We start from the raw sequence: 18,901 nt of genomic DNA on the forward strand, positions 1-18,901 counted from the left end.
TCCTTTCGCTGAGGGGTTCGGGTCGTTCAGGCTCTGGTGGACCATCCGGAACGCCCGGATGGCGAACCCGGCGGGCGCCGGGCCGGATGCTTCGGGCTCAGCCGAAGGACTTGCCGCAGGAGCAGCTGGAGGTCGCGTTGGGGTTCTCGAAGGTGAAGCCGGAGCCTTCGATGGCGACCACGAAGTCGATGGTGGTGCCGGACAGCAGGTCGTGGCTGTTCATGTCCACGAACACCTTCACGCCCTCGCGCTCGATCACCGTGTCGTCGGGCTCGCCGTCATTGACGAGGCCCATCATGTACTTGTATCCGGCGCAACCACCGGCCTCGACCATGATGCGCAGGCCACCCATGGGCTCCGGCGCGCTGCCGATGGCCTCGCGGACGGCATTCAAGGCGCTGTCGGTCAAATTGATCATCGCTCGACCTTCGGTGCTAGGTATGCGTTGCGTAACGACCAAGCAAGCGATGTGCCACTCGTCAAAGAACTGATTTATATCAATTTTTTCGGGATCAGCTGTTGTCTTTCCGACGCTTGTCCGGTTTCGGACAGCTTGCGCCGCTGGCGGCCGGGTGCGGCGGTGGGCGCGTTGTCGCATCCGCCAGCGGCGGTGTGGGGGTCGGGAAAAACCTTCTTCGCCAGCAGGTTGGCGAAGGCCGCCGGGCGCGGGCCGGAGCCGTGGGCGGCGGCGGCGGCGGTATTCGCGGGCTTTCTCCTTTGCGACATTCGGCTTCGGCAAAGCCCTTGCATGACGACCGCGCTTGCGCCCGCGCAGGCCGTGCGCCGCCGCCATGTGCCAAGAAGCGTCGTGCGTGACCACTCGGAGACCTGACATGACCGCGATCGACGATACCCCTCTGGGCCGGCTGGACAAGGAAGGCCGGCTGCTGAACGCCGTGCTGAAGCAGCAGACGAAGCCGGGCCGGTTCGGCTTCCGTGGGGACATCGCCTTGAAGTTCCAGGTTCAGTACGCGGACGAGAAGCGGCCGCCGGAATACACCATGGAGCAGGTGCTGACCTTCGCCGAGGAGGGCAAGCCGACCATTCCCGTGCTCGCCGGCTATCTGCAGAACTTCGCCTTCCTGAAGGATGTGGCCGATGTCCTGGGCGACGCGCTGAGCCCCGACGGCAAGTACATCCTGTTCGCCAACAACATCGATCTCCTGAAGAAGTATCGTGTCAGCTACGGTGACAAGCTGTTCTATGTCCTGCCGTGCGACGAATCCACGGTGTGGAAGGAGATGACCGATCTCCTCAGCATCGACAAGAACGACATCAAGAAGCTCGACACCGCCGGAAAGACCGACGTGGTGCTCGATGCCGCCGCGGCCTGGCACGAGGATTTCGAGCCGATCACCTATGAGCAGGGCCTGGCGGTGATGGAGCCGGTGAAGAACCGGAACGCGAACCGGCCGGTCTGAGGCGGCGGGTCGTCGCCTGCGGCGCGGATCGCGGGGATGCGCCCATTCCCGCTCCCTGCCGCGAACATTGCGCGGGCAAACCTCGATCCGGATGGGCGTGGCCCCTCCGGATCGAGGGTTTTTCAAGCGTCGGTCAAACGCCGCCGCCTTCGTCCGAGCAGGAGGTGATCTCCTCCTCGTCGTCGTCCACATCCTCGGCCAGCGGAATTCCGACCACGCAGATGTCGTTGTCGAGAACCACCAGCGGCACCGGGGTGAGGCCCTCGCCCTTGCAGGGGCCGTCCAGGCAGGCGCCGGTGCCGATCTCGAAGATGGCGCCGTGCTTGCCGCACATCAGCCGGATGCCGTTGGGGTCCATGAACTGGTGGCGCTCCCAGTCCAGATTGACCTTGTCATGGGGGCAGAGGTTCTCATAGCCGAACACCTGCTTGCCCCAGCGGACGACGACGATGTTGAACGGCTGCTCCTGTCCGTTCTCGTCCACCCGCACCAGCTGGAACCCGCGCGCGCGCTGGCTCGGGATGTCGCTCATGCTGCAGATGGCGTAGGCGACGGGGGCTTCGCCGGTGGCTTCTTCCTGTGCGACTTCGGTTTCCATTGCGTCCTCGTTCACGGCTCCAGTCTGGTCCTGCGGCGCGGCGGGTGGCTCAGGTCGCCATTTCCGGTCGCGCCGCCTGTTCCGCCCTGGCCAGCAGGCGGCGGTTGGCGGCGAGGGAGAAATCACGCCAGGCGGCTGCGATATCCCTCAAGATCGTCTGCACGTAGTCCTTCGACAAGTGGTGTTCGTCCGGGAAGTTGGACAGGGCGCAGGAGGTGCGGTTGAAGGCCACCACGTCGTCGAGAAGGGTCTGGATGAAGTCCCGGAACGGCTGCTGCACCTCCGGCATCAGCGCCGAGCGGCCTTTTTCCACCGGCACGTCGCGCATGTCGAAGGGCAGGGTGTCCAGCATGTCGAGGGCGCGGTCGTAGATGTCCTCGGCGGCGCCGAGGATGGCGCGCTGCGCCAGCTGGTCGCGCTCCTGGCTGGCCAGCGCCCGGTTGAGGCGGCGGCGATAGGCATCGAAGGCGGCGTCGCCCTGGCCGGCGACCCAGGCGGAAAAGCGGGCCAGGCTGACGGCGTTGACGGAGGCGCCGACCGTGGGCAGGCCATGATCGTCCGCCTCGGCGGCGCGCAGGCGGGCCAGGGCGCGGTCGATGCGCCGGGCGGCCTCCAGGGCGCCTTCCAGATAGCCGGCGCCCTGGGTGGCGGTCTCCGACCCGCCGAGGTGCAGCCGGCCGTCCCACAGGCCGCGCCGCAGCAGTGGGTTGGAGAAGGCCACATGCTCGCCGGCGGGCTCGGCCTTGTCGCGGGCGCTGCAGGTGAAGGGCTCGGCCGCCCAGTCCTGCAGGTGCAGTTCGCCGTCGCCATCGAGCGCCGAGCCGAAGATCTGCACCATCTGGCTCTTCAGCAGCATGGGCAGGCCGACGGCGAAGGTCTGCCGCAGGTCCGGCGGGAACGCCAGGAAGCCGCCGAGGGCGGCCTTGCCGCCGGTGGCGTCGCAGGCGTCGAAGATCTCTCCGAGCACGGCCTGTTCATGGGTGGCGAAGGCGTTGCCGGACTGGCCGGCCTCGCGCCAGTGCGGCCGGCTGTAGGCGATCATGGCCTTGGCCTGGGCCGCCATCCAGGTGGGCGCCGCGCCCATGGCGTCGCGGGTGGCGGCGTCGAGCGCGGGGGTGAAGCGCACGGTTTCCGCCACCAGCCGCGGCGGCAGGGCGATCACCACATGCCGGGCCGCGACCTCCACCAGTGTGTCGCCGGCACGCAGGGTGAGGGTGACGTGGTCGCCGGCGTCGGTGACGGCGAGCAGGGTGTGGCCAAGGTGGATGGCCTCCTCCGGCAGGCCGTGGGCGAGGGTGGTGACCAGCCGGGTGAGGCCGCCCGACACCCGCCGGGCGCCGCCGTGGACGCCGGGCGTGGCGACCGGCTTGGCCGCCTTGTCGGCCTCGTTCAGGTGCAGCACCACGCCGTCGTCATGCTGCGGAAAGCTGGCCAGCCCGAGCTCCGAGAGGAAGGCGGTGACGAGGGGCTGGGTGTCGGGCCAGAACCAGGTGGGGCCGAGATCCAGGGCTTCGCCGGTGGTGGCCGACACGGCGGTGAGGATGCGCCCGCCAAGGCGGGGGCGCGCCTCGTAGAGGGCAAAGTCACGGTCTTGCCGATTGAGGTGCCGGGCCAGGGCAAGGCCGCAAAGTCCGCCGCCGATGATCGCTGTGTCGAGCATGGACTGTCCTTCGCATGACGTGCGTGTCTGGAACCCTTGCAAGATTCGCGCTCATCCGTGGCGGCGCCCGCGCGCGGGGCCGGGGGTGGCGCCTGCAAAGCCTTGCCCTGACACGATCCCCGGGCGCCGGAGCGGGGCGCCCGGGGATGGCGCGCCGGTGGGGAGGGAGACAAGCGGACACGGTCAACGTCGTATTCTTACGGAGTGCGGCGGCTTCCCGACATGGCCGCCCGGGCGCTTGATCGTCCGCGTCTATCAGAAGACCCCGCGCGAGACGCCGCAAGTCGTGCCACCGCAAGCCTCCATCGCTCCGCGTCATCCGGTCTGGTCCCGTTGGCACGAATTTTGATGAGGGTGACACGAACCGTTTGGCTTTGGAGAGCAAGATGTACGTCGCGTCTGAATTCGCCCAGCTGTCCCTGGACGAGATCAAGGAGCAGCTGGCGGGGGCCACCCTCACCGTTTACTCGGTGGCGCGCCCGGCGTCCGCGGACCAGAAGGTGGACCGCAGCGGTAAGCTCGCCACCTTCACCTTCGCCACCCCCGCCTTCAATACGCCCTCCGAGGACGGCGCCGAGGTTCCGAACTTCGTCGCCAATCCGGTGCCGGGCCATGACGGCGGCATCCCGGGTTTCGCCCGCGCCACCAAGGCCGACGGCACGGTGGTGGCCGACTTTTCCGCCGGCCCCGGCGCCCGCGAGATCAAGTTCGCCGAGGTTGCGATCACCGCCAACGCGCCGGTGAAGGTGGTGACCTTCACGTTCATCGCCGAGGGCGGCTGGCCGGAGCGCATCGACTATTACGACAGCCACCCGCGTCCCGGCTACGAGCTGCCGAAGGTGCGCTGAGCGCAAGGCCGCGCCGCTCCCCATGGGGGCGGCGCGCGCAACCGCAGTCGTGACATCCGGCGTTCGCGTGACGCGACGTCGGTCCGCCGAGAAGGAGCTCGTGATCTCATGACCGCCACACTTCCCGGGGCCCTGGTCAGCAGCGAATGGCTGACCGAGCATCTTTCGGACCCGGACCTCAAGATTCTCGACTGCACCTGGCACCACGAGAGCACCAATCTCGATGGGCGCACCCAGTATCGCGGGCGCCACCTGCCGGGCTCGGTCCATTTCGACATCGACCATGTCGCCGACAAATCGTCAGGCCTGCCCCATATGCTGCCCTCGGCGGCGGATTTCGCCAAGAAAGTGGGGCTGCTCGGCATCGGCGACGGCGATACGGTGGTGGTCTACGACCGCAATTGCGGCGGTTCCGCCGCCGCGCGGGTGTGGTGGATGTTCCGCGCCTTCGGCTACGAGAAGGTGGCCGTGCTCGACGGCGGCTATGGCAAGTGGACGGCGGAGAAGCGCGCGACCGAGATGTCGCCGGTGCGCCCGGAGGCGCGGACCTTCACCGCGACCCTGGTTCCCGAGCTGGTGCGCGGCCTGGCGCAGATGCGCGCCAACCTGGCGACGAACGCCGAGCAGGTGGTGGACGCGCGCGGCCCCGCCAAGTTCGACGGCAGCCAGGACGACGTGTTCCCGGTCAAGAAGCGCGGTCATATTCCGAACGCGGTGAACCTGCCCTGGGGCGATCTCATCGTGCCGGAGAGCGGGGCCATGGTGCCGCCGGAGGCCCTCGCGGCGCGGTTCGCGGCGGCGGGGATCGATCTTGGCAAGCCGGTGGTGCTCACCTGCGCCTCGGGCACGGTGTCGTGCGTGCTGGCGCTGGCGCTCTTCCAGATCGGCCATCGGACGGCGGCGGTCTACGACGGGTCTTGGGCCGAATGGGGCCTCGCCGAGGATACGCCGGCGGCCGCCTGAGGCCATCGGTGCGCATAAGCGATCCAAGAGCCAGCACGAGCAAGCCAGGAGCGCCACATGAGCGGTGACCAGGATGCAGCCCTGATGTCGGTCTGCGACGGCGACGACTATGCCCTTCAGTCCGGCGCGGGCGGGGCATCCTACGTGCTTCGCTTCAAGGCCGAGCAGATGACGGCCCATCTGGAAGGCGACGACGCGGAACGCTTTCGGTCGGATTTCGATGCCGTGAAGGCGCAATATCCAGAGTGGACCTGTGACCAGCTGCTGGCGCAGCTTTGGGACCAGGGGGGCTATAGCTGGCTGGCCATTCAAGACGGGTGATCACCATGACGACGACTTTGATCAAGACCACGGCGGATGGACGTAAGCTGGAGGTGGTGGGTCTCGCCATCATGCTGGACGGAAAGCTGGAGGCGTTCGACCTCATGGAGGTGAAGCTTCACCCCAATCGCCGCAAGATCTGGGAGGTGTCGCCGGAGGCCACGCATATGGCCGGCCGGGTGACGCTGACCCAGGAGGAAGCGGACCGGGTGACCGAAGCCTTCAAGGGCGCGGAAGCCGAGATCCTGGCCAGTCCGGCGGCGATCAACGAGCGTTTCCGCATCGCCATGATGTGGCGCGCGCGGTCCGAAGGCATCGAATGAAGGCGCCGCCCCGGGGCGGCGGCCGGCGGTTTCAAGGCGATGGGGATGTGATGGCCGATGGCCCGTCGCATCCCCTTTTGCATTCGGGCCTCATCCCATCGGCCCCGGCCTTCGACCGGTGCCAAGTGGGTCCGGTCAAGCGCTGCGCGGGCTTGACCAAAGGCCCAAAAGGCCCATGAGTCAAACTCAAGGAGCTTTGGCATCTTGTCTGCCTGAAGCTTCGCGGCGGGAGAATGCGGGAAGGCGCGCCATTGCGTCCGGGCGCGGCGGTGCCGGGCGTGCGGAGCATCTTCAGCCATCCGCTGAGAGACGCCGCGTCACATCTGGCGAATGGCCCCGCGGTTCCCTCGGCGCAGGGATGTCACGGACGCGCCGCGGGCGGCGCCTCGGCCCGGGGGTCATTCCGGCGGCCCGGGTTAGCCCCGGTTGCGGCCCGCCGCCAGACCGCACGGGGGAAGGGCGGGGCCAAGCCGGCTCCGATGCGCGTCATGCTTCCAGGCGCGGCATCGGCAAGGTGACGACCGGCGCCGCGTGGCCGGGTTGCATGGAGCCTCCTCCCCGATTGCCGGCCTGCAGTAGCGGGGGCCAGCAGCCCAGGGGCGGAGACAGGTTGGGCGCCAGGCGCCGCCAGGAAAATCAGCCGCACGGCACATGGCGCCGTGCGGCTGAGACAGGTCAACAACGTCGTTTCGGCAATTCAGACGATCCGTCCTCGGCTTAAGACTGAAATCCGGCGTCTCACCTCGATTGGCGGATCGGGAAATTCTCGTCCGGCCTTCCTTGGCCTTCACGTGATCTGTGTTCGACCTCCGGGGCCCGGCGGGGCGCTCAGCCGAACTTGAACAGGACGCCGTAGCCGCCGCGCGGATAGTTCCACTCGATGTCGCCGGAGGGTTCGCCGATGATGCGGCAGGTGCCGCACTCGACGCAGCCGTCGGCGGTGATTTCCACCTGGCCCTTGTCGTTGAGCTCGTAGCAGCGGGCCGGGCAGGCGGTCAAAAGCGCCTTCAGGGCCGGTGTCGGCTCGCTATGGGCGCGCACCTTGATGTGGGCGCGGCCGGCGTCCACCAGGTAACGGTTCTGGAACAGTTTGTCCTCGACGCGGACCGCGGATTCCGTGCTTGCCATGTCCATCTCCCTTGGTTGTCCGCGCCGGTTCTCTCCTCCCGACGCGGACGGGTGTACCGATCAGCCCAGATTCAACGCCACGCCCGGGCGAGCTTGAAGGCGTCGCCGAACAGGCCCGCCCACGACCGCGCCGAGGTGAACGACTTCATGGTGAGCTTCTGCTTCTCCTTCTTCGGCGTGCCATCGACGCGCACGAAGTTCGCCATCGCCTTGTTGACGAGCTGCGGATAGGTGAGGAAGAAGTTCTGCGACTGGACGTGCAGCAGCTGCGGCATGTCCTTATACTTCTTGAGGTCCTTGATGACGAACGTATCCTCAAGCATCTTCTTGTACAGCGCAAGGTTCGCCGACGTCATGGGGTCCTTGCGGGACTTGACCTGGAAGATGGCCTCCGCCGCGATGCGCCCGGAGGTCATGGCGAGGTTGGAGCCCTCGCGATGGATGGCGTTGTTGAGCTGGGCGGCGTCGCCCACCACCACCCAGCCGTCGCCGAACAGCTGCGGGATCGCTTTGTAGCCGCCTTCGGGAATGAGATGGGCGGCGTATTCCTTCACCTCGGAACCCTCGATCAGGGGCGCCACGGAAGGATGCTTCTTGAACTTCTCCAGCAGGGTGTAGGGGGATTCCCCGCCCTTCTCGAAGTCGGACACCAGGCAGCCGATGCCGAGCGAGATGCACTCGCGGTTGGTGTAGATGAAGCCCATGCCGGTCATCCCCTTGGAGATGGTGCCGGCGGCCTCGATCACCGCGCCCTCGTCGCCCTTCAGGTTGAAGCGCTCCTCGATCACTTCCTGCGGCAGGAAGTGCATTTCCTTCACCGCCAGCGCCACCTCGGTGGGCTTGGGAATCTTGCGCAGGCCGGCGCGGGTGCCGAGCAGGCCGGAGACGCCCTCCGCCAGCACCACCACGTCGGCATGGATCTGGCCGCCGCCGCGATCGGTCTTGACGCCGATCACCTTGCCATAGGCATCCTGCACCAGCTCGGTGACGGTGGTCTCGCACACCACCAGGGCCCCGGCCTCGCGCACCTTGGAGGAGAACCACTTGTCGAACTGGGCGCGAATGATGGTGTAGCGGTTCGGCTTCTCTTCGTTGAAGTCTTCCGAACGATAGTGCAGCCCCACATGGGAGGTGTCGCCCATCATCCAGAACCGCTGCTCGATGAGGTGGCGCTCAAGCGGCGCGTCCTCGCGGAAGTCCGGGATGATCTTCTCAAGCATCTCGGCGTACAGGATGGCGCCCTGCACGTTCTTGGAGCCCGAATACTCGCCGCGCTCCAGTTGCAGCACCTTCAGGCCGCGCTTGGCAAGCGTATAGGCGGCGGCGTTGCCGGCCATGCCGGCGCCAACCACGATCGCGTCGAATTTTTCGTCGATCATTGGAGTATCCTCAGCTGGCCAGCTTGTCGCGGGAATGGGCGGACAAGCGCTTGCGGAACGCTTCGGTGAGCGCCGGCAGGAACCGGATGGCGTCGGTGACGATGCCCACATGCGCGAAGTCGAAGATGGGGGCGTTCTTGTCGGTGTTGATGGCGACGATCAGGTCAGCGCCCTCGACGCCGACGCGATGCTGGATGGCGCCGGAGATGCCGGCGGCGATGTAGAGCCGCGGCCGGATGGTCTTGCCGGTCTGGCCGATCTGCCGGTCGGAGGTGACCCAGCCCTTCTGCACCAGGGGGCGCGAGCAGCCGTATTCGGCGCCGATGGCCTGGGCCAGCTGGCGCACCAGCTGGAAGTTCTCCGGCGAGCCGAGGCCGAGGCCGCCCGCCACTACCACGTCCGCATAGGCGAGGTTGGACTTGTTGGATTCGCGGTCCGGGATGAAGTTCAGCACCTTGGTGACGATGTCGCTCTCGACCACGCCGAGCGGGTGCTCGATCACCTTGCCGATGGGCTTCTCGACCCGCTCCGGCATGGGCATCACGCGCGGGCGCACGGTGGCCATCTGCGGGCGGAAGTTGAGGGTGTAGATGGTGCACAGGAGCGAGCCGCCGAAGGTCGGGCGGGTCGCCGCCAGCGAGCCGTCGGCGTCCACGTCGAGCTCGGTGGAGTCGGCGGTGAGGCCGGTCAGAAGGGTCGTGGCGACGGCGCCGGCGAGGTCGCGGCCGAGGGTGGTGGCGCCCAGCAGCAGGATTTCCGGCTTGTAGGTGTTGACCAGGGTGGTCATCGCCGCCGTGTAGGCTTCGTTGCGATAGTCGGTGAGGACCGGGTCGGCCACCACATAGGCGAGGTCGGCGCCGTAGCAGAAGGATTCGGCGACCGCGTTGCGGACCGTCTCGCCCTCGGGGCCGAGCACCACGGCGGCGAGCTCCACCCCGAGCTTGTCGGCGAGCACGCGCCCGGCGCCCATCAGCTCCCAGGAGACGGGATGGACCTGGCCGCGTTCCTGCTCCACGAACACCCAGACGTGCTTGTACGCCTTGAAGTGCTCCGGCAGCTCCTTCTTGGTGGATGCGCGTCCGCCGGCGGCGGGAGCGGGGGTCTTTTTCGGCTCACTCATGGGTGTTGCTTTCTTTGATGCCTCGTGTGGTCCGGAGACCTCAGAACCCGCGCGCGAGCGCGGTGAGATCGGCTTCGATGTTGGGCTGGCGGGTGAAGATCTCGTCGATCAGCGCCTCGGAGAGGGAGCCGCCCTCGGGAATCTCGATGATCTTGGCCTTCTCGGCGCGCGGGCTGGGCGCGAACACGCGCTTCACGATGGTGGGCGAGCCCTTGAGGCCGCACTTGGAGAGATCCTCCACGCCGGCTTCCTTGGCGTTCCACTTGATGATCTGGGAACGGGCGCCGCGCAGGGCGTCGGCCATGGTGCCGCGACGGATCTCGTTGGTGCCTTCCAGCATGGCGACGAGGCACGGCAGCTGGCTCTTCAGCACCTGGGTGCCGCCTTCGGCGCGGCGCTCGATGGTCACGCTGCGCTCGGCGGCATCATACTCGGTGACCTTGGCGGCATAGGTGACCTGCATCAGGCCGAGGCGCTTGGCGATGCCGGGGCCGACCTGGGCGGTGTCGCCGTCGATGGTCTGCTTGCCGGTGAAGACCAGGTCCGGCGCGCCCCAGGTGTCGCTGATCTTCTTGATGGCGGTGGCCAGGGCGAACGACGTGGCCAGCGTGTCGGAGCCGGCGAAGAAGCGGTCGGTGAGGAGCACCGCGCGGTCGGCGCCGAAGGTGAGGGCCTTGCGCAGGCTGTCCTCAGCCGAGGGGGGGCCCATGGTGAGCACGGTCACTTCGCCGCCGAACTTGTCGCGCAGGCGCATGGCCTCCTCGAGGGCGAACAGATCATACGGGTTGATGATAGTCGGCACGCCCTGCCGCATGATCGTGTTCGTGACGGGGTGGACACGGATCTGCGCCGAGTCCGGGACTTGTTTGATGCAGACGACGATGTGCATGAGTTTGCTCCGAGCCCTTCACCTTGCACCGTGGCTCCGGACATTGACTAGCAAGCAGCGTACCAACACCGCCCGGGCTCGAATTCTGGAAATAAAACAATGAGCTGATAGGCATCTTCGAAGGCGCGCCCATTCGCGGCCACGCGCAGCGCACCGCTGCATGTCGGGAACGCGACAGGTTCGCAGGTGCCCTGTCGGACGGTTCGCGGCGGTGACGAGGAGGGCTGGCCTTGGTCCGACCGTGCCCGGTAGATGAGGGCCACGGGGCGGAGCGTCGGTCCGGCCAGAGGCGCCATGCGGGCTTCAGCATGGCTGGCCAAAGAATTCGGGGCGGCGATGCCGGCCGGGAAGCTGTATGTGTGAAGGATTTCTGACACGTCCGCAGAACCATCCCGGACCTGGTTCGATCAGGTTGGAGGAGGAGGCGGATCAGCTTCGCTAAAAAGTGTCCCCCGCCGTGCGGCGGGGGACCAGCGAAGAATGGGGGGTGTCACGAAAAGTCGAAACAAATGCAGATAAACTTAAGAATGCTCCGGCCGCCTGAAAAGGTGAGCTGTGAAAAAGCCTTGGCCGGTGGAAACAGGGCCCCTGGCGAAGGTTTCAAGGCCTCCGCCTGGGGTTTTTCTATCCGCCTCAGGCGGTGAGCTCGGCGGCGGTCTTGCCGACCTGGCTCTCGTCGACGGCCTTCATGATGCCATGCTCCATGAGCAGGTCTTCGAGCTCGTCCATGGTGATCGGGGTCGGGATGATGCCGTTGCCGGCATTGGCGTGCACCTTGGTCGCCAGGTTCCGGTAGTGCTGGGCCTGGGCGCTGTCGGGCGCATACTCGATCACGGTCATGCGGCGCAGCTCGGCGTGCTGCACGATGTTGTCGCGCGGCACGAAGTAGATCAGCTGGGTGCCGAGCTTCTTGGCCAGGCTCTCCGCCAGCTCCAGCTCCTTGTCGGTCTGGCGCTCGTTGCACACCAGGCCGCCCAGGCGCACGCCGCCGGAGTTCGCATACTTCAGGATGCCCTTGGAGATGTTGTTGCCGGCGTACATGGCCATCATCTCGCCGGACATGACGATGTAGATTTCCTGCGCCTTGTTCTCGCGGATGGGCATGGCGAAGCCGCCGCACACCACGTCGCCGAGCACGTCGTAGGACACGTAATCGATGCCCTCGTAGGCGCCGTTCTCCTCAAGGAAGTTGATGGAGGTGATCACGCCGCGGCCGGCGCAGCCCACGCCCGGCTCCGGACCACCGGACTCCACGCAGCGGATGTCGCGGAAGCCGACCTTCATCACGTCCTCGAGCTCGAGGTCTTCCACCGAGCCGGCGTTGGCGGCCAGCGACAGGATGGTGTCCTGGGCCTTGGCATGCAGGATCAGGCGGGTCGAGTCGGCCTTGGGGTCGCAGCCCACGATGAGGATCTTCTGGCCCATCTCCGCCAGGGCGGCCAGGGTGTTCTGGGAGGTGGTCGACTTGCCGATACCACCCTTGCCGTAAAACGCGATCTGTCGCAGCGACATCTTGCTCTCCTTCGAACCTATTTTTCAGAAGACCAGCGCGCGCGTGGCGCGAGGCCGTTTCTCTCGTCATCCAGAATTTCGTCGGAAACGCCCCGCGGGTTACGGGAAGGAGCGCATCGCTGGCATCTTGGCCTAGGCGTGCACTCAGCCCTCACTCGCCGTTGCGCCATGGGAGGAGCAACCAGCGTGCCAACTGCGCAGAGGGGCGGAAAAGCCTTGATTTATATCAAATCAGCCCCGCAAGGCCTGATGCCGCAACGCTGTGTCGAACCCGACAGCGACACGCGACGCTGTCGCAATCGAAACAACGTGGGGTCATGGGTGGCGCGGACGGGCGGCAGGTCTTTCGCCGTGGTCAGGCGGAATGAAAATTGCTTGAGGGGAATCGCAGCTCCGCCCAGGCGGCGGGGCCCGGCGCGGCGTCTTAAGGATTTGAGCGAGGAGCGACATGCAGATCGGCGTTGAAACTTCCAAGGCGGTCGACCAGCGGCGCGTCTTCGTCGTGGACGAGGACGAGATCACCCGTGCGGCGCTGCAGTTCATGCTGCACGACGAGATCGAGACCCATGAGCTGGCGACGCCCGAGGAAGCCTATGAGAAGGGCACCGGCTGGCTGATGCCGCATGTGGTGCTGCTCGGGGTGTCCTACCTGAAGAGCCGGGGCAACGACATTATCGCCGAGATGAAGGGCAAGTTCCCCAACGTGCGCATCCTCATCGTCTGCGACAAGGCGGACGAGGCGGTGGCGGTGGGCGGCATGAAGGCCGGCGCCGCCGGTGCCGTGGTGAAGCCGCTGACCCTGGAAGGCGTGCGCAAGAAGGTGGATACAGTGCTCGGCCGGGGCGGCGCGGCGCCGCTGGTCCAGCTCTCGATCCTGAAGTGAGGCGCGGTCCGCGACCGGGCGCGGTCGCGGACGTTCGGCAACTGGATGTCCTGGAGCGAGTGACGCCGGCTGGCGCGCGAACAATGCTCCGGGCCGAGGAACAGGGGTCAAGGGTGGCGAGCGTCGTCTTTTACGAAAAGCCCGGCTGCGGCACCAATGCGCGGCAGAAGCTGATGCTGGCCAAGGCCGGGCACGAGCTGGAGGTGCGCAGCCTGCTGGCGGAGCCGTGGACGGTGGAGCGGCTGCGGTCGTTCTTCGGCGCCACGCCGGTGGCGAGCTGGTTCAACCCGGCGGCGCCGGCGGTGAAGGCGGGGGCGGTCGATCCGGCGGCGATGGCGCCGGAAGTGGCGCTGGCGCTGATGGTGGAACAGCCGATCCTGATCCGCCGCCCGCTGGTGGAGGTGGAGGGCGCGCGCTGCGCCGGCTTCGACCGCGAGCCGGTGCTGTCGCTGCTGGGCGAGGGCGTGGTGCCGCCGGAGGGCTGCTCCCGGCCGGCTGGCGGGCCGTCCTGCCCGGAACCGGCCGCCGCCACGCCGGCGGCGCAGTCGTGAACGTCGCGGCGGCCCCGGCCGCGACCCCGGTGGAAGCGGCCATCGCCTACCACGACCGCACCAAGCACAGCCTGAAGGGCTATGCCGCCGGTCCCGAGACCCTGGACTGGGACGCGCAGCCCGATCCATTTCGGGTGTTCGCCGGCACCGCGCGCACGCCGCTGCCGCTGCTCGCCGATCAGGTGGAGACGCGCTTCGGCGACCTGCACATGCCGCGGCTCGATCCGCCGGCGCCGCTGACGCTGGCCGCGGTGGCGACGCTGCTGGAGCTGTCCGTGGGCCTGACCGCCTGGAAGGAGTTCGGCCCCGACCGGTGGGCGGTGCGCGCCAACCCGTCCAGCGGCAACCTGCATCCCACCGAGACTTATGTCCTCGCCCACAATGTGCCGGCGCTGGCGAGCGGCCTGCATCATTATGTGAGCCGCGACCATGTGCTGGAACTGCGCTGCGCCGGCGCCGAGCCGGAGCGCCCCGCCGCGGGGCGGCTGTGGATCGGCCTGTCGTCCATCCAGTGGCGGGAGGCGTGGAAGTATGGCGAGCGGGCGTTCCGTTATTGCCAGCTGGATGTCGGCCACGCGCTCGGTGCCTTTCGCTACGCCGCGGCGGCGCTGGGCTGGCGGGCGCGGCTGGTGGACGGCCTCGACAGCGCCGCCCTGGCCTCGCTCCTGGGGCTTGACCGGGGGCAGGATTTCACCGGTGCGGAGCGCGAGGAACCGGAGGTTCTGATCGCCATCGACGTCGATCCGGAAGCGCCGGCATCGGCGCTGGATGGCGCGGTGCCGGCGCTGGACGCGGCCGGCTGGACCGGTGTCGCGAACCTGCTGGACCGTCACCCCATGTATCGCTGGCCGGTGATCGACGAGGTGGCCCGGGCCACCCGCTTCACCCCGCGGGCGGGCGCCGGGACCGGCGCGCCGGCCCCCTCCGGTCCGGCCCCGTCCTATCCGGCCCGGGTGGGAACGGCGACGGCGCGGGCGGCGGATGTGATCCTCGGCCGGCGCAGCGCCCAGCGGTTCGACGCCAAGTATCACATGCCGCGCGACACCTTCTGGTCCCTGCTCGACGCGCTGCTGCCCCGCCGGGCGGTGCCGTTCGACCTGTGGACGCTGGCGCCGTCGCTGCATCCGGTCCTGTTCGTGCACAAGGTGGAGGGCGTGGAGAGCGGCCTTTATGCCTTGCCGCGCCAGCCGGAGGCCGGGGAGCGTTTGCGCGCGGCGCTGCGCGACGACTTCGAATGGGTGACGCCCGACGGCTGCCCGGCGCATCTGCCGTTGCGCCGGCTGGCCCGCACCGACAGCCGCGGCATCGCCCGCACGCTCAGCTGTCACCAGGCCATCGCCGGCGACAGCTGCTTCGCGCTCGGCCTGCTGGCCACCTTCGAGGCGGCGCTGGCCGAGGGGGCGTGGCGCTACCGCCAGCTGTTCTGGGAAGCCGGGCTGATCGGCCAGGCGCTGTACCTGGAGGCGGAGGCGGCCGGGCTGCGCGGCACCGGCATCGGCTGCTATTTCGACGATGACTTTCATCGCCTGCTCGGTCTGGATGGCCGGGACTTCCAGTCCATGTATCATTTCACCGTGGGGCGCCCGATGACGGACGCCCGCATCGTCTCGTCCCCGGCCTATCCGGGCAGAAAGGCTTGAGGAGCCACGCATGGCCGAGCGTACCCCCTTCCGCTGCATCGGTGTCCAGGAAGCGGACGTGATCTTGAAGGATGCCCGCACCGTGACCCTGGATGTGCGGGATGCCGGTGCCTACGGCGTCTCCCACATGGAGGGCGCGCGCAATGTCACCTTCTCGGGCCTGGGCGAACTGATCGTGCGGACCCCGAAGACCGCGCCGCTGCTGATCTACTGCTACCACGGCCATGCCAGCCGCGAGTTCGCGCAGACCCTGTCCGACTTCGGCTTCAAGGAGGTGTACAGCCTCGATGGCGGCTATGAGGCGTGGCAGAGCTGGGAGCGGGCGAACCTGCCCGCCTCGACCCCCGAGCTGACCCTGGCCGGCTGGCTCACCGGCCTCGGCTTTCCCGCCGATGGCGTCAATGCCACGGTGGAGAATGGCATGACGCCGCTGATGAAGGCGGCGCGCGAGGGGCTCGGCGGCATTATCGCGCAGCTCATCGCCCACGGCGCGGCGCTCGACACCCGCAATGCCGACGGCAATACGGCGCTGTGGCTGGCCTGCGTGGGCAACCATCTCGACGTCATCTCCACCCTGGTGGCCGCCGGCATCACCATCGACAACCGCAACGACAACGGCGCCACCGCGCTGATGTATGCCTCCTCTGCCGGGAAGGCCGACGTGGTGGCCCGGCTGCTCGACCTGGGTGCCGATCCGCTGCCCTCGACCCTCGACGGCTTCTCCGCCCTCGATCTGGCCGCCACCCGCGATTGCCTGGTGCTGCTGATGAAGGCCACCAAGGCGGCCAAGGCCGCGCAGGCGGTCGCTCCGCTCTGACCCGGGCAGAGGCCGGGGCGCAGCAGCCGCGTGCCCGGCCTATGGTGTCGCCACGGGCCGCTGCGCGTGGGCCGAGGATCGGCGCCGATGCCGGCGCGGGGCCCGGGGATCGTGTCCAGGCCGGGTGTTCGATCCATTGGGGGGAGCCGGAGCCCGCGGGGGCCGTACGGGCGTTCACTCGGCGCGCTCGCTCGGCGCGTTCACTCGGCAAACTGCTGGGGCGCCGGTGGCTGCCCGGGCCCGGTGAGCCGTGCCCATCTTCTCGGCCATCTGCGTGGCCATCTTCCGGGAGCCGATGATGATGAAGTGGTGGACCGAGGCCATGCTCGATGCGCTGCTGGGGGAGGACGCGCCTTATGGCGATCTCACCACGCAGGCCATCGGCATCGCCGGTGACGGGGCGCGGCTGAGCATGTCCATGCGCGGCGCGGCCACCGTGTGCGGTATCGAGGTGGCGGAGGCGCTGTTCCGCAAGGTGGGGGTGGAGGCCGAGCGGCTGGTGTCCTCCGGCGCCCGGGTGCCGGCGGGCGGCGCCATCCTCTCCGCCCAGGGGGACGCGGGCGGGGTGTTCACGGCCTGGAAGGTGGCGCAGACCCTGGTCGAGTATCTCTCCGGCATCGCCACGCTGACGGCGGATCTGGTGGCGGCGGCGCGGGCGGTCTCTCCCGACGTGGCGGTGGTGACCACGCGCAAGACCCTGCCCGGCGCCAAGGCGCAGATGATCGCCGCCATTCGCGCCGGCGGCGCCTTTCCGCACCGGCTCGGCTTGTCGGAAACCCTGCTGGTCTTTCCCGAGCATCGTGAGTTTCTCGACGACGCGGTGGCCCGCATCGCCGCGCTGCGGCGGGCGAGCCCCGAAAAGAAAGTGGTGGTGGAGGTGAAGACCCTCGACGAGGCCCTCGCCCTGCTGCCGGCGGCACCCGATGTGTTCCAGTGCGAGAAGATGACGCCGGAGGGCATCGGTGCCGTGGTGGCCGCGCTCGCCGCGGCCGGCTCGCCGGCGCTGGTGGCGGCGGCCGGCGGCGTCAACCTGCAGAACGCGGCGGCCTATGCCGCGGCCGGCGCGCATATCCTGGTGACGTCGGCGCCCTATTGGGCGAAGCCGGCGGACGTGAAGGTGGTCATCGCGCCGCTCTGATGTCCGCGCCGGCGGCGGCATCCCGCCGGGCGCGATGCTGGTGGCCCGCGCGTGCCCCGGCCAGGGGTGCGCGGGCATCGGTCTTCATCCGGCCGCTGCACCGGGGGACTGGCGGGCGGACCGCATCGCCGGCGCCGTCGTACCGGCAGCTCTGGTGAAGGTCGCCGTCGCCGGCGGCCGCGCTTGCCCCGGCAGGCCTCCTCCCCCTCTCCCTGAGGCGCCCGCCGCATGCACAGCCGGGGGCCGCCGGCGTCGATCCGCACGCGCCTCGATGCCACGACGGCCCGGCTGTAAGGGGACAGATGGTTTGCTCCAAGTGTCCGACCACGACCATTGATTTAAATGACGTTTTCCGCCCGTTCCGGACAGATGGTTTAAACCACGCACTCGAAACGCGCTGGGAGCCGCGCCTTCAAGTGGGGGGCTAAACACCACAACCCCAGCCCCAACCCATCAGCCGGGGCTCTTCCTCGCGTCGGATCGTGTCCTACAGGATGATGCTGCCCGCATCGAGCTTGGACAGCCCATCGAGCTTGATGGTGAGGTCAGCCACCCTGTCGCCATCGGTGTCGCCCAGCAGCAGGCCGTTCTTGAAGCGAAGCTCACCGGCTGTGCCCGAGAAGGCCGACGCGCCGATGAACACGAAAGCATCATCGGATGCGCTTCCGGCATTGGCATCGACAGCGGACAGGTCGATGGTGTCGCCCTGCCGCACCGAGAAGCCGGAGATGGTGTCGTAAGCCCCGCGCCTGGACTCGCTCACGTCCTCATAGACAAACGTGTCGGCACCGGAGCCGCCCGCCAGGGCATCACGCCCCAGCCCGCCGATCAAGCGGTCGTTTCCGGACCCGCCGATAAGGACATCATTACCCTTCTCGCCTCCCAAGGTATCGTTTCCCGCGCCTCCGGCGAGCGTGTCGTTCCCAAGTCTGCCCACCAGAAGATCGTCCCCACCTCCGCCAATGATCGTGTCATTTCCTCCAAAGCCATTCAGCCAGTCCTTGCCATCGCCACCCGTCAGGACATTGTCCAGCTTATTTCCACCGCCGACAAACCCATCTCCACCAATGTATTTTAGGTTCTCAACATCCTCAGGGAGAGAATAAAATCTCATATCAGTCTGAACTGTGTCCACACCGCCGCCGTGATACTCTATAATGCCAGGGACGCTATCCGAGCCTGAGTAACTTATGATGTAGGTATCATTTCCTGCGTGTCCGATCAGGACATTCTGGTAATCAGAAAAAGCAGAGCCCTTCAGAACATCGTCGCCGGCAGTGCCATCCCGCCTGACGGTGAAAAAGTCATCGAGCATCTCAAACGCCTGCGCCCTCGACACGTAATAAGCCATTTCGCCTCTCCCTGAACATCGGTGCGGAACCTATCGCCCAGGTTGCATGCAATCAAGGCCTGGGATCAAACAGCCAAATCCGGCGAAGTCCGGCATTATCCGGTTTCGTGAGGTTCCGTGAGGATTGGCTAAATCCCGGTTCAAACCTTCTGTCTCGCGGGGCCAAACCACCTGTCTTCCAAAACCGGCGCATCCTGTCGCGAACCCGCCGAAGATGTTCCGGGGGTGGGGAGCTGTCACCTTTGCGACACGCGGGAATATCGCTTTTCCTTTGAAGATACAGGTGGATATGAAGTTGGTCCGCGGCTTGCTTGGAGGAGCGGGACAGATCGGTGGCCGCTCCGGTGGCCTCCATCTCA

At 67.5% G+C, this 18,901-nt stretch carries 20 protein-coding genes; 11 read left to right on the forward strand and 9 right to left on the reverse strand.

Annotation, left to right across the window (positions count from 1 at the left end):
* Window positions 1-97 precede the first annotated feature (97 nt).
* The gene (locus tag V5F53_RS19665; protein ID WP_393997450.1) at window positions 98-418 is read right to left on the reverse strand and encodes an iron-sulfur cluster assembly accessory protein; all 321 of its coding nucleotides are present in this window, start codon (window positions 416-418) and stop codon (window positions 98-100) included.
* Between the two features lie 51 nt (window positions 419-469).
* Between V5F53_RS19665 and V5F53_RS19670 the strand changes: the two genes are divergently transcribed.
* Window positions 470-832: a hypothetical protein gene (locus V5F53_RS19670; protein ID WP_393997449.1), complete on the forward strand. Its 363-nt coding sequence runs from the start codon at window positions 470-472 to the stop codon at window positions 830-832.
* Between the two features lies 1 nt (window position 833).
* Window positions 834-1,421, forward strand: coding sequence for a hypothetical protein (locus V5F53_RS19675; protein WP_393997448.1), 588 nt, complete (start codon window positions 834-836; stop codon window positions 1,419-1,421).
* Between the two features lie 133 nt (window positions 1,422-1,554).
* On the opposite strand, the gene V5F53_RS19680 is transcribed toward V5F53_RS19675, so the two are convergent.
* The gene (locus V5F53_RS19680) at window positions 1,555-2,019 is read right to left on the reverse strand and encodes a Rieske (2Fe-2S) protein (RefSeq protein WP_393997447.1); all 465 of its coding nucleotides are present in this window, start codon (window positions 2,017-2,019) and stop codon (window positions 1,555-1,557) included.
* Window positions 2,020-2,068: 49 nt separating this feature from the next.
* Window positions 2,069-3,679, reverse strand: a complete 1,611-nt coding sequence (locus V5F53_RS19685) for a flavin monoamine oxidase family protein (RefSeq protein WP_393997446.1) — start codon at window positions 3,677-3,679, stop codon at window positions 2,069-2,071.
* 386 nt (window positions 3,680-4,065) lie between these two features.
* Here V5F53_RS19685 and V5F53_RS19690 point away from each other — a divergent pair, with 386 nt between their 5' ends.
* From V5F53_RS19690 to V5F53_RS19705, 4 genes are all read left to right on the forward strand, one after another.
* Window positions 4,066-4,527 (forward strand): hypothetical protein, encoded by a 462-nt coding sequence (locus tag V5F53_RS19690; RefSeq protein WP_393997445.1) that lies wholly within the window; start codon window positions 4,066-4,068, stop codon window positions 4,525-4,527.
* 108 nt (window positions 4,528-4,635) lie between these two features.
* Window positions 4,636-5,490 (forward strand): sulfurtransferase, encoded by an 855-nt coding sequence (locus V5F53_RS19695; protein ID WP_393997444.1) that lies wholly within the window; start codon window positions 4,636-4,638, stop codon window positions 5,488-5,490.
* A 57-nt stretch (window positions 5,491-5,547) separates the two neighbouring features.
* On the forward strand, window positions 5,548-5,811 hold the full coding sequence (locus V5F53_RS19700) for a hypothetical protein (RefSeq protein WP_393997443.1): 264 nt from the start codon (window positions 5,548-5,550) through the stop codon (window positions 5,809-5,811).
* 5 nt (window positions 5,812-5,816) lie between these two features.
* Window positions 5,817-6,134 carry a hypothetical protein gene (locus tag V5F53_RS19705; RefSeq protein WP_393997442.1) on the forward strand — a complete coding sequence of 106 codons (318 nt, stop codon included), beginning with the start codon at window positions 5,817-5,819 and terminating at the stop codon, window positions 6,132-6,134.
* Between the two features lie 828 nt (window positions 6,135-6,962).
* Here the strand turns inward: V5F53_RS19705 and V5F53_RS19710 are convergent.
* From V5F53_RS19710 to nifH, 5 genes are all read right to left on the reverse strand, one after another.
* On the reverse strand, window positions 6,963-7,262 hold the full coding sequence (locus V5F53_RS19710; RefSeq protein WP_393997441.1) for a ferredoxin family protein: 300 nt from the start codon (window positions 7,260-7,262) through the stop codon (window positions 6,963-6,965).
* Between the two features lie 71 nt (window positions 7,263-7,333).
* Window positions 7,334-8,641, reverse strand: a complete 1,308-nt coding sequence (locus V5F53_RS19715) for an FAD-dependent oxidoreductase (protein ID WP_393997440.1) — start codon at window positions 8,639-8,641, stop codon at window positions 7,334-7,336.
* Window positions 8,642-8,651: 10 nt separating this feature from the next.
* Window positions 8,652-9,761, reverse strand: coding sequence for an electron transfer flavoprotein subunit alpha/FixB family protein (locus V5F53_RS19720; protein ID WP_393997439.1), 1,110 nt, complete (start codon window positions 9,759-9,761; stop codon window positions 8,652-8,654).
* A 40-nt stretch (window positions 9,762-9,801) separates the two neighbouring features.
* Window positions 9,802-10,650, reverse strand: coding sequence for an electron transfer flavoprotein subunit beta/FixA family protein (locus V5F53_RS19725; protein WP_393997438.1), 849 nt, complete (start codon window positions 10,648-10,650; stop codon window positions 9,802-9,804).
* A 633-nt stretch (window positions 10,651-11,283) separates the two neighbouring features.
* Window positions 11,284-12,162, reverse strand: coding sequence for a nitrogenase iron protein (gene nifH, locus V5F53_RS19730; protein WP_393997437.1), 879 nt, complete (start codon window positions 12,160-12,162; stop codon window positions 11,284-11,286).
* A 448-nt stretch (window positions 12,163-12,610) separates the two neighbouring features.
* On the opposite strand from nifH, the gene V5F53_RS19735 reads away from it, so the two are divergent.
* The 5 genes from V5F53_RS19735 (at window position 12,611) to modD (ending at window position 17,191) form a co-directional block, all read left to right on the forward strand.
* Window positions 12,611-13,045, forward strand: a complete 435-nt coding sequence (locus V5F53_RS19735) for a response regulator (protein WP_393997436.1) — start codon at window positions 12,611-12,613, stop codon at window positions 13,043-13,045.
* Between the two features lie 113 nt (window positions 13,046-13,158).
* On the forward strand, window positions 13,159-13,596 hold the full coding sequence (locus V5F53_RS19740; protein ID WP_393997435.1) for an ArsC/Spx/MgsR family protein: 438 nt from the start codon (window positions 13,159-13,161) through the stop codon (window positions 13,594-13,596).
* The gene (locus V5F53_RS19745) at window positions 13,593-15,236 is read left to right on the forward strand and encodes a SagB/ThcOx family dehydrogenase (RefSeq protein ID WP_393997434.1); all 1,644 of its coding nucleotides are present in this window, start codon (window positions 13,593-13,595) and stop codon (window positions 15,234-15,236) included. Before V5F53_RS19740 ends, V5F53_RS19745 begins: the two co-directional genes overlap by 4 nt.
* A gap of 10 nt (window positions 15,237-15,246) precedes the next feature.
* Window positions 15,247-16,053 (forward strand): ankyrin repeat domain-containing protein, encoded by an 807-nt coding sequence (locus V5F53_RS19750; RefSeq protein WP_393997433.1) that lies wholly within the window; start codon window positions 15,247-15,249, stop codon window positions 16,051-16,053.
* A 295-nt stretch (window positions 16,054-16,348) separates the two neighbouring features.
* Window positions 16,349-17,191, forward strand: coding sequence for a ModD protein (gene modD, locus V5F53_RS19755; RefSeq protein ID WP_393997540.1), 843 nt, complete (start codon window positions 16,349-16,351; stop codon window positions 17,189-17,191).
* Window positions 17,192-17,678: 487 nt separating this feature from the next.
* Here modD and V5F53_RS19760 read toward each other — a convergent pair whose 3' ends face one another.
* Entirely contained in the window at window positions 17,679-18,542 is an 864-nt protein-coding gene (locus V5F53_RS19760) for a calcium-binding protein (protein WP_393997432.1), read from the reverse strand.
* Window positions 18,543-18,901 lie beyond the last annotated feature (359 nt).

It is taken from the genome of Xanthobacter cornucopiae, from assembly GCF_043195065.2.
Lineage (GTDB): Bacteria > Pseudomonadota > Alphaproteobacteria > Rhizobiales > Xanthobacteraceae > Xanthobacter.